Origin of the sequence: Curtobacterium sp. PhB78, from assembly GCF_003751685.1 — a bacterium.
GTDB lineage: Bacteria > Actinomycetota > Actinomycetes > Actinomycetales > Microbacteriaceae > Curtobacterium.
Window position 1 is genome coordinate 267,339 of record NZ_RKIA01000003.1, and the last position, 14,750, is coordinate 282,088.

Annotated in this window: 10 protein-coding genes; 6 read left to right on the forward strand and 4 right to left on the reverse strand. The window is 69.5% G+C overall.

Annotated features, from left to right (window positions below; translation table 11 throughout):
* Positions 1–41 precede the first annotated feature (41 nt).
* The 4 genes from EDF53_RS08200 to EDF53_RS08215 form a co-directional block, all read right to left on the reverse strand.
* Entirely contained in the window at positions 42–533 is a 492-nt protein-coding gene (locus EDF53_RS08200; protein ID WP_123293099.1) for a SprT-like domain-containing protein, read from the reverse strand.
* A complete protein-coding gene (locus EDF53_RS08205) occupies positions 530–1,360 on the reverse strand; it encodes a hypothetical protein (RefSeq protein ID WP_111083497.1) in 831 nt (276 codons plus the stop codon). Before EDF53_RS08205 ends, EDF53_RS08200 begins: the two co-directional genes overlap by 4 nt.
* A gap of 125 nt (positions 1,361–1,485) precedes the next feature.
* On the reverse strand, positions 1,486–2,175 hold the full coding sequence (locus EDF53_RS19305; RefSeq protein WP_185020984.1) for a hypothetical protein: 690 nt from the start codon (positions 2,173–2,175) through the stop codon (positions 1,486–1,488).
* A 115-nt stretch (positions 2,176–2,290) separates the two neighbouring features.
* The gene (locus EDF53_RS08215; protein WP_123293101.1) at positions 2,291–3,133 is read right to left on the reverse strand and encodes a spermidine synthase; all 843 of its coding nucleotides are present in this window, start codon (positions 3,131–3,133) and stop codon (positions 2,291–2,293) included.
* 142 nt (positions 3,134–3,275) lie between these two features.
* On the opposite strand from EDF53_RS08215, the gene EDF53_RS08220 reads away from it, so the two are divergent.
* The 6 genes from EDF53_RS08220 (at position 3,276) to rpoC (ending at position 14,668) form a co-directional block, all read left to right on the forward strand.
* Positions 3,276–3,818 (forward strand): hypothetical protein, encoded by a 543-nt coding sequence (locus tag EDF53_RS08220; protein WP_123293102.1) that lies wholly within the window; start codon positions 3,276–3,278, stop codon positions 3,816–3,818.
* Positions 3,815–5,239 (forward strand): sensor histidine kinase, encoded by a 1,425-nt coding sequence (locus EDF53_RS08225; RefSeq protein WP_123293104.1) that lies wholly within the window; start codon positions 3,815–3,817, stop codon positions 5,237–5,239. Before EDF53_RS08220 ends, EDF53_RS08225 begins: the two co-directional genes overlap by 4 nt.
* Complete coding sequence (locus EDF53_RS08230; RefSeq protein WP_123293106.1) at positions 5,236–5,886, forward strand: response regulator transcription factor; 651 nt, start codon at positions 5,236–5,238, stop codon at positions 5,884–5,886. The genes EDF53_RS08225 and EDF53_RS08230 overlap by 4 nt, the downstream gene beginning before the upstream one ends.
* Positions 5,887–6,192: 306 nt before the next feature.
* Complete coding sequence (locus tag EDF53_RS08235) at positions 6,193–6,804, forward strand: hypothetical protein (protein ID WP_123293107.1); 612 nt, start codon at positions 6,193–6,195, stop codon at positions 6,802–6,804.
* Between the two features lie 448 nt (positions 6,805–7,252).
* Positions 7,253–10,741 (forward strand): DNA-directed RNA polymerase subunit beta, encoded by a 3,489-nt coding sequence (gene rpoB / locus EDF53_RS08240; RefSeq protein WP_123293108.1) that lies wholly within the window; start codon positions 7,253–7,255, stop codon positions 10,739–10,741.
* Between the two features lie 45 nt (positions 10,742–10,786).
* A complete protein-coding gene (rpoC, locus tag EDF53_RS08245) occupies positions 10,787–14,668 on the forward strand; it encodes a DNA-directed RNA polymerase subunit beta' (protein WP_111083489.1) in 3,882 nt (1,293 codons plus the stop codon).
* Positions 14,669–14,750: the final 82 nt, after the last annotated feature.

Here is a 14,750-nt window from a genome sequence, read left to right on the forward strand (position 1 = left end):
AGGCTAACGGGTTACCGGCGCGCCTCCGCGCGCGGACGGACTCATGCGGTAGTCGAGGCCACCGTCGACGGGGTGTCAGCGTCGCTCCGGCGCCGCCAGACGATGGCGTTGCGGGGATCGAACCGGCGGGAGCACCGGGCACAGGCGAGCTGGCGGGTGGGCGTCCGGTAGCGGAAGTGCTCGTGTCCGGCGGGGCAGGTCCCGATCCACGGTGCGAGCTCGCTGGCGATCGGGCCGTCGTGCAGCCGCGAACCCGTGTACCCGATGGCGGACGCGGTCCGCTTCCACTTCGGGCCGTGGCCCGCACGTGCTCCGGCGAGGGCGTGCGCGACCTCGTGCAGCAGGACCTGCTCGACGTCGTCGTCCGAGAACCGTGTCGCCAGGTGCCGGCTGACGGTGATGCGCTTCCGGGCGAAGTCGCACTGTCCTGCGCGGGTCTTCGCGTGGTCGAACCCGAAGGCCCACGAGCCCGCGCCGAGGTGTTCGGTGATGAGCGCCTCGGCTCGGGAACGGACCGTCTCGAGTGCGGTCACTGGTCGGCGCGGGGGTCGGCCTGGCCCTTCTTGGCTGCCCGGGCGGCGATCCGTCCCCAGATGTCGTCGGCCTCGGTGCGCGCGGCGTCCGGCGCCCCGAGCACCCGGCGGCGGATCGGCGGCACCTGCTTGACCGGCTCGGCGACGCGCATGGTCGGTTCGTCGTCCTCGGCGCGGCGGGCGGCGACCTCGCGGGCCGTCCGCGGCTTGTCGGCGGGTTCGGCGGGGTGCGTGATCGAGGCACGCATCGCCGCCTCGACCGCGGTGCGCAGGGCGTCGGTGCGCTCGGACGGGGCACCGGCCTGGCGGAACGCCTGGTAGGCGCGGGACAGTGCGGCGCGGGCCTCTTCGAAGCGGTCGTTCTCGAACAGCGACCACCCCTCGATCTCGGCGGCGGCACCCTCGAGCTCCGGCCACTCCTCGGTCGCAGCGGTGTCGCGGGCCAGAGCGGCCTCGGTTGCGGCACGCTCGTGGCGACCCAGGTCGTGCAGGATGTGCGCGCGCCGGATCCGGGCGGCGACCTTGTCCTGGCGCTCGCCCGTGAACATCGCGAGGCGGAAGACCTCCTCCGCGACGACGAGTGACTCGTCGAGGCGGCCGAGCAGGCGGAGGAGTTCGGCGCGTTCCGCGAGCGCCTCGGTGCTGCGGCTCTGACCGAGGTCGCGCAGACGCTGGTGCACGGCGTCGACGTCGACCGCCGGTCGCAGGCTGATGGGCGCGAAGGTGCTGCCCGGGCTGACCCCGGCCGTCACGGGAGCCGCGTGGCGCGGTTCACGGGACGGGTCGGACGGGTCGGGCTGCTGACGGTCGTCGGGCGGGAGGGACATCGGTTCGAGGGTAGCCGCGCTCTGCCGGGAGCGGCCGGTGCGACGCGCTCAGGCTTCGCGCCGGTGGACGCAGAACGGCCCGCCGTGCCGGAGCACGACGGGCCGTTCCGGACGGGCTCAGCGGATCAGGACATCCCGCTCGCCGCGACCGCAGCGACGCCGACCGCCACGACGAAGACGATGAGCGCGACGACGGCGAGGACGATCGCGAAGACGCCCCAACCGCGGCCACGCTTGGTGACGGCAGCGATGATGCCCTGCACGATCGCCCACAGGCCGAGGGCCGTGCCCAGGTAGAACATGAGGGATCCGGTGATGACGTTCGACGAGGTCATCAGCTCGGTGATCTGCGCGTCGCTCGGCGTCGCTCCGCTGTTCTGCATCGAGTCGCGGAAGGCGTCGGAAGCGCCGAACGACTGCCCGAACAGGTACCCGCCGATGGCTCCCACGACCAGGGCGGCGAGGCCGACCACGAACGCGATCACGCCGACGGTCTTCTTCTTGGCCTTCGGTTCCTCGTAGCTCTGCCACGCGGGCGAACCGGAGCTCGCGGGCGCCGCGGCGTACGGCTGCTGGCCGTACTGCTGCTGCTGGCCGTACTGGTCCTGCTGCTGCCCGTACTGCTGCTGCTGCTGCCCGTACTGGTTCTGCTGCTCGCCGTACTGCGGGGCGGACTGCCCGTACTGCGGCGTCGGGTCGCTCCGCTCGCCGTACCGCGGTGCGTCGGCGGCGGGCTGCTGCTGCGGGGCTCCGCCCCAGCTCGGCGCCTGGCCGTCGCCCGTCCGGTCCTGGTTGCTCCGGTCGTCGTTCGTCATCAGGGGATCCCATCGCTCGGTCGCGCACCTGCGCGGTCGTTCAGACCATCCTGACAGCCGCACCCGCCGAGTGCCCGGGAACGGCCTGGCGCGCCGCCCCGTCGTCACCGCAGGGTCAGGCGCCGAACACGCTCCGGTTCGGCTCCGGTGACGCCACGGCCGTCGCGTCGGTGACGATCGGCGCCCCGGCGACGAACGCCCGCAACTCGGCCCCGTGCACGACCTTCGCCGGCATTGGGTCCGACGAGTACCGCCGCGGCATCTCGGCGATCGGCAGGTCGGTCGGCGAGCCGAGCAGCACGATGTTCCCGAACCGACGCCCCTTGAGCATGCCGGTGTCCGCCACCGCTGCGACCGACGGCAGCACGGCCTGCAGCGTCGACGCCTGCCCCCGTGCGAACGCGAGACCCGCGCCGTCGGCCACGTTCACGGCGACGATGCCGGTCGGCGACAGGAACGCGGCGACCTCGCGGTAGAACTCGATGCTCGTCACGTGCGCCGGGATCTGCGAGCCGCCGAAGACGTCCACCACCGCCAGGTCCACCGTGCCGCGCAGCCCGGAGGGGAGCTTGCCGAGCACCTCGCGCGCGTCGCCGTACCGCACCCGGATCGACGCGCCGCGGGGGAACGGCAGGACCTCGCGGACGTGGTCCACCAGGTCGCGCTCGAGCTCGATGACCTGCTGGCGGGAGCCCGGCCGGGTCACCGCGACGTACCGGGGGAGCGTCAGGGCACCGGCGCCGAGGTGCAGCGCCGTGACCGGGCCGGACGGCAGCAGGTCGATGGCGTGCCCGATCCGCCGGATGTACTCGAACGCCAGGTGGGTCGGGTCCTCGAGGTCGACGTGCGACTGCGGCGTGCCGTCCACCACGAGCGTGAACGACCCGGGGCGGTGCCGGTCCGGCTCGACCACCGAGTAGCCCGCACCGATCCGGAACCCGTCGAACGCATCAGCCATGCGGTCAATCGAACACCACCCGACCGGCTCCGCGATCACCACCCGGGCCCCCACCCCTGGTTGGTGTGCCCGCGGACGCACCGGAACGAGGCTGGATCCATCGGTCGGGGACGTCCCGCCGGGTCACCTCGAAAGGCACACCATGTCGGTCCAGCTCCTCGTCAACGTCCTGATCGGCGTCGCCCTCGTCGGCTTCCTCGGGTACCGCCAGGCCACCTGGCAGTACCTCGACCCGGCGCGCATCTGGCGCACGCCGATGATCATGGCGATCGTCGGTGTGGTGGTCCTGGCGCAGTCGGGGGCGACGATCACCACGACCGACGTCGTGTTCCTCGGCATCGAGGCCCTGATCACGATCGGTGTGGGCCTGACGATGGGCACCATCACCCGGTTCCGCACGGTCGCCACCCCGGACAGCAAGGGTCGGACGATCCAGTCCCGCACAGGGTGGCTCGGTGCGTCGCTCTGGATCGTGCTCATCGCCGTGCGCGTCGGCCTCGATGTGCTCGGCGGCCACCTCGGTGCGCACCTGCTCACCTCGACCGGCGCGATCCTGCTCGTGCTCGCCCTGAACCGCGCCGCCCGCGCCGTCGTCATCGACCAGCGCATCCCGCGCGGAGACCGCGGAGACCGCGGCGACCGGACCGCCAGTGGCCGCACCACCCGCGGCATGATGGTCCGGTGACCCTGCTGAGCGGACAGGACCCGACCGACCTCCCCGGGGGTCGGTCCCGTTCGGCAACCGCCTGGGGGCTCAACGCCCTCGGCATCGTGATCGTCGGGTTCTGGTTCGTGAAGAACGGACTCGAGCTGCAGCCGCCCGCGTGGGTGTGGGTGCTCGGTGCGGTGGCGCTCGCCGCGTGGGCGCTCCGTGAGTTCGGCCGGACGCCGCAGCTGCTCGTCGTCGCGGGCGTGGTGATGATCGTCGCCGGTTCCCTGACCGTGGTGGCGACCGACTCGCTCATGATCGTCCCGGTGATCGTCGGGATCGTCCTGCTCGGCGCGAACCTCCGGGTGCCGGTCTGGCTCGCGGCGGTGGCGGCGGTGGGGGCGATGGTGGTCATCGCCGTCTGCGCGACGATCGAGCACGCCTCGGTCCAGTTCGTCCTCGGCACGAGCGGCGGGCTGCTGCTCGGCGTGCTCATCGGGTTCAGCCGCCGGCAGTTCCGGGTCGCGGCGCAACGTGCGCGGCAGGCCGAGCGGGACCAGCAGCGGGCACAGCTCCTCGCCGATCGGTCCCGGGCCTCGCGGGACATCCACGACGTCCTCGCGCACTCGCTCGGCGGTCTCGTGCTGCAGCTCGACGCGGTCGAGGCCCTGCTCGAGGCCGGCCGGGTCGACGACGCGACGAAGCGTGCCGGCGAGGCCAGGACCCTGGCGGCGGACGGCCTCGCCGAGGCGCGCCGAGCCGTGCACGCCCTCCGCGACGACGCGGACGCCGAGCCCGACGCCACCCCGGACCGGGCCGCGACCCCGGACCGGGCCGCCACCCCGGACGGGGCCGCCGTCCCCGACCCGACCACGACCGCGGACCGCGCCACCACACCGGACCGCGCCACCACACCGGACCGCGCCACCACACCGGACCGGACCACGGCCCCGGACCAGGCCACGCGGACCACCGGAGCCGACGTGCCGGACGCGAGCCGCGCCTCCCGGCCGTCCACCGACCACGTGCCGGACCACACCGACCAGACCGACCGCACCGACCACGTGCCGGACCGCACCGACCTGACCGCCCTGGTCGCCGCTCACCGCTCGTTCGGCGGCACCATCGTGGTGCAGGGCGACGCGACCCTGGCCGCACTCGACGAGGCGCACCGCGCCGCCGTCGTCCAGGTCGTCCGCGAGGCCCTCAGCAACGCCCGTAGGCACGCCCCCGGCCGCCCCGTGTCACTGTCCGTCGTCCGCGACGGCGACGCCGTGGACATCGTCGTGGCCAACCCGCTCACCGGCGGCGGCCAGGGGCTGCTCGGGATGCGCGAGCGCGTCGAGGAGCTCGGCAGCGGTGCGACGGTCGAAGCGGAGCGGTCCGACGACGAGTTCGTCGTCGCGCTGCACCTGCCGGTGGACCGGGTGGCCGAGCACGAGGTGGACGCCTCGTGACCATCCGTGTCCTCGTCGTCGACGACCAGGCGATCGTCCGCGACGGCCTGGTGACGGTGCTGTCGCTCGTGCCGGACCTGCAGGTGACGGGTGAGGCCGCCGACGGTGCCGAGGCGATCGCAGCGGTGGACCGTGACGCTCCCGACGTCGTGCTGATGGACCTCCGCATGCCGGGCACCGACGGGCCGACGGCGACCGCGCGCATCGTGGCCGACCACCCGCAGGTGGCGGTGCTCGTGCTGACGACCTACGCGGACGACGAGTCGATCGTGACCGCGCTCCGGGCCGGTGCGCGCGGGTACCTGACGAAGGACGCCGGACGGACCGAGATCGCGACGGCGATCCGGGCGGTCGCGTCGGGGCAGTCGACGTTCGACGCGACGGTGGGGGCGCGGCTGGTGGCGCAGCTCGCCGGCGGCGGGGCGACGGGGCCCACACCCGCTGTGCCGGCGCTGCGTGACCGGTTCCCGGACCTGACCCCGCGCGAGGCCGACGTGCTCGAGCGCATCGCGGCCGGCCGGACGAACCCGCAGATCGCGGCGGAGTTGTTCCTGACGGTGCCGACGGTGAAGTCGTACGTGAACCAGGTGTTCGCGAAGCTCGGGGTCGCCACCCGCGCCGAGGCGGTCGCGCGCGTCCTGCGCTGACCGGTCCTGGCCGGTACGTGAATGCGTACACATGGACGGCCAGCGGACGCCAAGACTCGTTCCGTACTGTTCATCCGGTCGTCACGCGGGACCGCGTCGATGCGTGCAGTGCCCCACACCTCGCGCGTCCGCCCTCCCGACGTGACCACGACGTGCCGTCGAGCGCCCCCAGCGCTCGAGCGCGCGCGCCGTCGGCACGCGTCCGCGTGCCCCTTCCGGTCACCCGCGCGCGCTGGCCGTGATCACATCGCACCCGTCATGTAAAATACGGGATGCAACACTCCGCCGAGCCGCAGGAGACCCGACATGACCGCCGACACGATGAGCGTGCCCACCGCACGCCTGGCCGCACCGACGACCCGCGCCACCCCGCCCACGACCGCGAGCCGGACGACGCGGGTGCCCCGCGCCTCCCGTCCGGCCCACGCCGACCACGAGACGGCGCCCACCTGGATGCGTGTCGTCGGCGCGGTCCTGCTCCTCGGCGGCCTCGGCCTGGCCGCGGCGGTGACCGCCTGGCCCGGCGACGCGCCGGAGACCGCGCTCATCGTGCCGGCGCTGGTCGCCGTCGTGGCGGGCGTGCTGCTGCTGCTCGCACGAGCCGGGTTCGCCGTCACCGACACGCACGTCACGCTGCACTTCCGGCCGCTGCCGCCACGGCGCATCGCACGTCGGCGCATCGCCGACGTCCGACTCGTCGAGGCGGACGCCCGCACCTACGGCGGCGTCGGCCTGCGGATCGGTCGCGGTGTGCGCGCCCTGATCCTCACCCCCGGACTCGGGATCGAGCTCACCGACGACCGTGGTCGCGTCACCTTCGTGCGCACCCGTCGACCCGAGGACGCCTTCCGTGCGCTGGCCGGACTGCAGGGCCAGCCGGGAGGCGCGGGGCGCGTCGAACGCGAGCGCCTCGGCTGAGCGCACGGCCGGGTCCACTGCGCGGGCCGGGTGCGCAGGCCCGTTGCGGGCCGTCGCGGGCCGTTGCGGCCGGGCGCGGGCCGGGAATTCTGCGGGTGTGCAGCGGCTTATACACGCCACTGCCGAATCTGGTCAAGCCAGGACTGGACAGCACGACTCGGCGCGAACTATGATGGCAGTTCGCGCTCCCTGGCATCCGTGTCGTCATATTGCGGTCGACGCAGAGTTCTGAGTTGGACAAGCTCAACTCGCCCTGGTGCAGCCGGACCCGTATATGGCGGCGGGTCCCGCTCACGGAGATCATCCCACACGTGCACCGACGTTCCGCGTCAGGCACGCGTCGGCGTGGTCGCAGGGCAAGAACTCGCGGGGATCGCCGAGCGATCATCTACTCACCTACATGCTGCTCGTCAGTATCGGCCCGACGGGGCCTACGGAGGTCACACCCTTGGCTGCTGCGCCCAACGCATCCACCAACCCCAAGAACGGTCGCAACCACTCGCGACTCTCGTTCGCCAAGATCACGGACACCCTCACGGTTCCTGATCTGCTCGCACTCCAGACGGAGAGCTTCGACTGGCTCGTCGGCAACGACGTCTGGAAGGCCCGTCTCGCAGAGGGACAGGAGCAGGGTCGCACCGACCTCGCCCTGCACTCCGGGTTGGAGGAGATCTTCGAGGAGATCTCCCCGATCGAGGACCTCGGCGAGACCATGCAGCTCTCGTTCACGGCGCCCGAGCTCGAGGACCCCAAGTACTCGATCGACGACTGCAAGGAGCGCGGCAAGACCTACGCCGCTCCGCTGTACGTCAACGCCGAGTTCATGAACCACATGACGGGTGAGATCAAGACGCAGACGGTCTTCATGGGCGACTTCCCGCTCATGACCGAACGCGGCACGTTCATCATCAACGGCACCGAGCGCGTCGTCGTGTCGCAGCTCGTCCGTTCGCCCGGCGTGTACTTCGAGCGCCAGCAGGAGAAGACGTCCGACAAGGACATCTACTCCGCTCGCGTCATCCCCTCGCGTGGTGCGTGGCTCGAGTTCGAGATCGACAAGCGCGACCAGGTGGGCGTGCGCATCGACCGCAAGCGCAAGCAGTCCGTCACGGTCTTCCTCAAGGCGCTGGGTCTGACCAGCGAGGAGATCATGGAGGAGTTCCAGGGCTTCGCCTCGATCGAGTCGACCCTCGAGAAGGACGCCATCCTCACGAAGGAAGAGGCGCTCAAGGACATCTACCGCAAGCTGCGCCCGGGCGAGCAGGTCGCTGCCGAGGCCGCGCGTGCGCTGCTCGACAACTTCTACTTCAACTCGAAGCGCTACGACCTGGCGAAGGTGGGCCGCTACAAGGTCAACCGCAAGCTCGGGATCGACGCCCCGCTGTCCGACTCGGTGCTGACCGTCAAGGACATCGTCGCGACGATCAAGTACCTCGTGTCCCTGCACGCCGAGAAGGCCACGCTGAACGGCGTGCGTGACGGCGAGCCGGTGCAGCTGCGCCTCGACGTGGACGACATCGACCACTTCGGCAACCGTCGCATCCGCGCCGTCGGCGAGCTCATCCAGAACCAGGTCCGCACGGGTCTGTCCCGCATGGAGCGCGTCGTCCGCGAGCGCATGACCACGCAGGACATCGAGGCGATCACGCCCCAGACGCTCATCAACGTGCGTCCGGTCGTCGCCGCGATCAAGGAGTTCTTCGGAACGTCCCAGCTGTCGCAGTTCATGGACCAGAACAACCCGCTCGCGGGCCTGACGCACAAGCGTCGTCTCTCGGCCCTCGGCCCGGGTGGTCTGTCCCGTGAGCGTGCCGGCGTCGAGGTCCGTGACGTCCACCCGTCGCACTACGGCCGCATGTGCCCGATCGAGACCCCGGAAGGCCCGAACATCGGCCTGATCGGCTCGCTCGCGTCGTTCGGTCGGATCAACTCGTTCGGCTTCATCGAGACCCCGTACCGTCGCGTCGTCAACGGCGAGGTCACGAAGACCATCGACTACCTGACCGCCTCGGAAGAGGACGAGTTCGTCGTCGCGCAGGCCAACGCCCCGCTGACCGACTCGTTCCACTTCGCCGACGACAAGGTCCTCGTCCGCAAGAAGGGTGGCGAGGTCGAACTCGTCGCCAAGGGCGAGGTCGACTACATGGACGTCTCGCCGCGCCAGATGGTGTCGGTCGCGACCTCGCTCATCCCGTTCCTCGAGCACGACGACGCGAACCGCGCCCTCATGGGTGCGAACATGCAGCGTCAGGCCGTCCCGCTGCTCCGTTCCGAGTCGCCGCTCGTCGGCACCGGCATGGAGGGCTACACCGCGATCGACGCCGGTGACGTCGTCACCGCCGACAAGGCCGGTGTCGTCTCCGAGGTCTCGGCCGACGCCGTGACCCTGCAGCTCGACGAGGGTGGCACGCAGACCTTCTACCTGCGCAAGTTCGACCGCTCCAACCAGGGCACGAGCTACAACCACCGCGTGGTCGTCTCGGCCGGCGAGCGTGTGGAGCAGGGCGAGGTCATCGCCGACGGTCCCGCGACGGAGAACGGCGAGCTCGCGCTCGGCAAGAACCTCCTCGTCGCGTTCATGCCGTGGGAGGGCTACAACTACGAGGACGCGATGATCCTGTCGCAGAACCTCATCAAGGACGACACGCTCTCCTCGATCCACATCGAGGAGTACGAGGTCGACGCCCGCGACACGAAGCTCGGCAAGGAGGAGATCACCCGTGACCTCCCCAACGTCAGCCCGGACCTGCTGGCCGACCTCGACGAGCGCGGCATCATCCGCATCGGTGCCGAGGTCCGCCCCGGCGACATCCTGGTCGGCAAGGTCACGCCGAAGGGCGAGACCGAGCTCTCCGCTGAAGAGCGCCTCCTCCGCGCCATCTTCAACGAGAAGTCGCGCGAAGTGCGCGACACCTCGCTGAAGGTGCCCCACGGTGAAGAGGGCACGATCATCGGCGTCAAGGTGTTCGACTCGCAGGACGGCGACGACGAACTCGGCTCTGGTGTCAACCAGCGCGTGGTCGTCTACATCGCCCAGAAGCGCAAGATCACCGCGGGTGACAAGCTCGCCGGTCGTCACGGCAACAAGGGCGTCATCTCGACCATCCTCCCGGTCGAGGACATGCCCTTCCTCGCCGACGGCACCCCGGTCGACATCGTCCTGAACCCGCTCGGCGTCCCCGGCCGCATGAACTTCGGCCAGGTCCTCGAGATCCACCTCGGTTGGCTCGCCAAGCAGGGCTGGAACGTCGAGGGCATCCAGGAGTGGGCATCGGCCCTCCCCGAGGCAGCGCACAGCGCCGCTCCGGGCACGAAGGTCGCCACCCCGGTGTTCGACGGTGCGTACGAGCGCGAGATCGAGGGCCTCCTCGACTCGACCCTCCCGAACCGCGACGGCGAGCGCCTGATCGGCTCGTCCGGCAAGGCGCAGCTCTTCGACGGTCGCTCCGGCGAGCCGTTCCCCGAGCCCGTCTCGGTCGGCTACATGTACATCCTCAAGCTGCACCACCTGGTCGACGACAAGATCCACGCTCGTTCGACGGGTCCGTACTCGATGATCACGCAGCAGCCGCTGGGTGGTAAGGCGCAGTTCGGTGGCCAGCGATTCGGTGAGATGGAGGTGTGGGCGCTCGAGGCGTACGGCGCCGCCTACGCCCTCCAGGAGCTCCTGACGATCAAGTCCGACGACATCCTCGGCCGCGTGAAGGTCTACGAGGCGATCGTCAAGGGCGAGAACATCCAGGAACCCGGCATCCCCGAGTCCTTCAAGGTCCTCATGAAGGAGATGCAGTCGCTCTGCCTGAACGTCGAGGTCCTCTCGGCCGACGGCCAGGCGGTCAGCCTGCGCGACAACGATGACGAGGTCTTCCGCGCTGCGGAGGAGCTGGGCATCAACATCTCCTCGCGGTTCGAGTCGTCGTCCGTCGACGACATCTGATCCCGCCCGTACATCGAAGCCTGAATCAAGCAAGAGAGAAGAACATTGCTCGAAGCAACTTCCTTTGACGCCATTCGGATCGGCCTCGCGACCGCCGAGGACATCCGTCAGTGGTCGTACGGCGAGGTCAAGAAGCCGGAGACCATCAACTACCGCACCCTGAAGCCCGAGAAGGACGGTCTGTTCGGCGAGCAGATCTTCGGTCCTTCCCGCGACTGGGAGTGCGCCTGCGGCAAGTACAAGCGTGTCCGGTTCAAGGGCATCGTCTGCGAGCGCTGCGGCGTCGAGGTCACCAAGTCCTCGGTCCGTCGTGAGCGCATGGGCCACATCGAGCTCGCTGCCCCCGTCACGCACATCTGGTACTTCAAGGGCGTCCCGTCGCGCCTCGGGTACCTGCTCGACATGGCGCCGAAGGACCTCGAGAAGGTCATCTACTTCGCGGCGTACATGATCATCGACATCGATGAAGAGGGCCGTCACGCGGACATGCCCGGTCTCGAGAACGAGATGCGTCTCGAGATCAAGACCCTCGAGGGCCAGCGCGACTCGATCATCGCCGACCGCCTCAAGAAGCTCGAGGACGACCTCGCAGCCCTTGAGGAAGAGGGTGCGAAGGCCGACGTCAAGCGGCGCACCAAGGACACCGCCGAGAAGGAGATGTCCCAGGTCCGCAAGTCGTTCGACGAGGACATCACCCGTCTCGAGCGTGTGTGGGAGGACTTCCGCAACCTCAAGGTGGGCGACCTCAAGCCCGAGGACGCCGTCTTCCACGAGCTCCAGGACCGGTTCGGGATCTACTTCGACGCCTACATGGGCGCCGAGGCGATCAAGCTCCGGCTCGAGGCGTTCGACCTGGCCGCCGAGGCCGAGGCGCTGCGCTTGCAGATCGCCGAGGGCAAGGGCCAGAAGAAGATCCGCGCGATCAAGCGTCTGCGCGTCGTCAGCTCCTTCCTCGCCACCGGCAACTCGCCGGCAGCGATGGTGCTCGGCGTCGTTCCGGTCATCCCGCCGGAGCTGCGCCCGATGGTGCAGCTCGACGGTGGCCGTTTCGCCACGTCGGACCTCAACGACCTCTACCGTCGTGTGATCAACCGCAACAACCGTCTCCGCCGCCTGCTCGACCTCGGTGCCCCCGAGATCATCGTGAACAACGAGAAGCGCATGCTGCAGGAAGCCGTTGACGCGCTGTTCGACAACGGTCGTCGTGGACGTCCGGTCACGGGTACCGGCAACCGCGCCCTGAAGTCCCTGAGCGACATGCTCAAGGGCAAGCAGGGTCGTTTCCGCCAGAACCTGCTCGGCAAGCGCGTCGACTACTCGGGCCGTTCGGTCATCATCGTCGGCCCGCAGCTGAAGCTGCACCAGTGTGGTCTGCCCAAGCAGATGGCGCTCGAGCTCTTCAAGCCGTTCGTGATCAAGCGCCTGATCGACCTGTCGCACGCGCAGAACATCAAGTCGGCCAAGCGCATGGTCGAGCGTTCGCGTCCGCAGGTGTGGGACGTGCTCGAGGAGATCATCCGCGAGCGCCCCGTGCTGCTGAACCGTGCGCCGACGCTGCACCGTCTGGGCATCCAGGCGTTCGAACCGCAGCTCGTCGAGGGCAAGGCCATCCAACTCCACCCGCTCGTGTGTGCTGCGTTCAACGCGGACTTCGACGGTGACCAGATGGCCGTGCACCTGCCGCTGTCGGTGGAGGCCCAGGCCGAGGCCCGCATCCTGATGCTCGCCTCGAACAACATCCTGAAGCCGTCCGACGGCCGTCCGGTGACCCTGCCCGCACAGGACATGATCATCGGTCTGCACCACCTGACGACCGTCCGCGAGGGCGCCGTCGGTGAGGGCCGTGCGTTCTCCTCGGTCGCCGAGGCGATCCTGGCCAACGACCAGCACACGCTGCACCTCAACGCCATGGCGAAGATCCGCATGACGGGTGTCCACTTCGCCGAGGGTGAAGCTCCCGAGGGCTACGAGCAGGGCGACACCGTCCTCCTCGAGACGACCCTGGGCCGTGCGCTCTTCAACGAGACCCTCCCGGCGAACTACCCGTTCGTCCAGAAGGTCACCGACAAGGGCGTGCTGTCCGCGATCGTCAACGACCTCGCCGAGCGGTACTCCAAGACCGAGACGGCCGCTGCGCTGGACCGGATCAAGGACGCCGGCTTCTACTGGGGCACGCGCTCCGGTGTGACCGTGGCCCTGTCGGACGTCGTGACGCCTCCTCGCAAGAAGGAGATCATCGCGGGCTACGAGATCCAGGCCGCCAAGGTGCAGGGCGAGTTCGACAAGGGTCTGATCACCGACTCCGAGCGTCGCGCCGACCTGATCAAGATCTGGACCGAGGCCACCAACGAGATCGCGCAGGAGATGCGGGACAACTTCCCCGTCGACAACACGATCAACCGCATGGTGTCGTCGGGTGCTCGTGGTAACTGGCTGCAGGTCCGCAACATCGCGGGTATGCGTGGTCTGGTGAACAACCCGAAGGGCGAGATCATCGCCCGCCCGATCATCAACTCGTACCGCGAGGGCCTGACCGTGGCGGAGTACTTCATCGCCACCCACGGTGCTCGTAAGGGTCTTGCCGACACCGCGCTCCGTACCGCGGACTCCGGGTACCTCACCCGTCGTCTCGTGGACGTCTCGCAGGACGTCATCATCCGCGAGGACGACTGCGGTACGACGCGTGGCCTCGAGCTGCCGATCGCGACCGTGGACGCGGACGGCAAGCTGGTCCGCGACCCGCGCGTCGAGAACACCGTGTACTCGCGCACCCTGGCCACTGAGGCCGTGGACGCCAAGGGCACGGTCGTCGCTGAGGCTCGTGAGGACGTCGGTGACGTGCTCCTCGAGAAGCTGCTGGCAGCCGGTGTCGAGAGCATCAAGGTGCGCTCGGTCCTGACCTGCGAGTCGGCCGTCGGTGTCTGCGCGAAGTGCTACGGCCGTTCGCTCGCCACCGGCAACCTGGTCGACATCGGTGAGGCAGTCGGCATCATCGCCGCGCAGTCCATCGGTGAGCCCGGTACCCAGCTGACGATGCGTACCTTCCACACGGGTGGTTCGGCCTCGGCCGACGACATCACCCAGGGTCTGCCGCGTGTCACGGAGCTCTTCGAGGCCCGTACGCCCAAGGGCGCGTCCCCGATCGCCGAGGCCCCCGGCCGCGTCGTCGTCGAGGACACGGACAAGGGTCGTCGGATCATCCTCACGCCGGACAACGGTGACGAGCCGTTCATCTACCCGGTGCTCAAGCGTGCGACGCTCCTCATCGAGGACAACCAGCACGTCGAGCTCGGCGAGCAGTTCATCGCCGGCACCGTCGACCCGAAGGAAGTCCTCCGGGTCAAGGGTGTCCGAGAGGTCCAGAAGCACCTGGTCAACGGTGTGCAGGACGTCTACGGCTCGCAGGGTGTGCCGATCCACGACAAGCACATCGAGGTCATCGTCCGTCAGATGCTCCGCAAGGTCACCGTCGTCGACCACGGCGACACCGACCTGCTGCCGGGCGAGCTCGTCGACCGGTCGCGCTACAACATGCTGAACCGTGCGGCGCTGCAGGAGGGTCGCAAGACCGCCTCGGCTCGCCAGGAGGTCATGGGCATCACGAAGGCGTCCCTCGCGACCGAGTCGTGGCTGTCCGCCGCTTCCTTCCAGGAGACCACCCGCGTGCTCACGCAGGCGGCCATGGAGGGCAAGCAGGACCACCTCGTCGGCCTCAAGGAGAACGTCATCATCGGTAAGCTCATCCCCGCCGGGACGGGCCTCAGCCGGTACCGCGACGTGGACGTGAACGCGACGGAAGAAGCGAAGGCAGAGCGGTACCCCAACCGCATCTTCGCGGACGACTCGTCGTTCTCGGACGCCGACCTGAGCTTCGTCGACTTCGACAGCTTCTCGTCGGACGACTTCACGCCGGGCACGTACAACTGAGTCTGATGTGATCCCACGAAGGCCCCGTCTCCGCAAGGAGGCGGGGCCTTCGTCGTGTCGTCACCACGTGGCGGACAGGAGG

Excerpts from the sequence above, each read along its gene's own strand:
- EDF53_RS08205 (WP_111083497.1), bottom strand. The coding sequence starts at position 1,360 with ATGTCCCTCCCGCCCGACGACCGTCAGCAGCCCGACCCGTCCGACCCG.
- EDF53_RS19305 (WP_185020984.1), bottom strand. The coding sequence starts at position 2,175 with ATGACGAACGACGACCGGAGCAACCAGGACCGGACGGGCGACGGCCAG.
- EDF53_RS08215 (WP_123293101.1), bottom strand. The coding sequence starts at position 3,133 with ATGGCTGATGCGTTCGACGGGTTCCGGATCGGTGCGGGCTACTCGGTG.
- EDF53_RS08220 (WP_123293102.1), top strand. The coding sequence starts at position 3,276 with ATGTCGGTCCAGCTCCTCGTCAACGTCCTGATCGGCGTCGCCCTCGTC.
- EDF53_RS08235 (WP_123293107.1), top strand. The coding sequence starts at position 6,193 with ATGACCGCCGACACGATGAGCGTGCCCACCGCACGCCTGGCCGCACCG.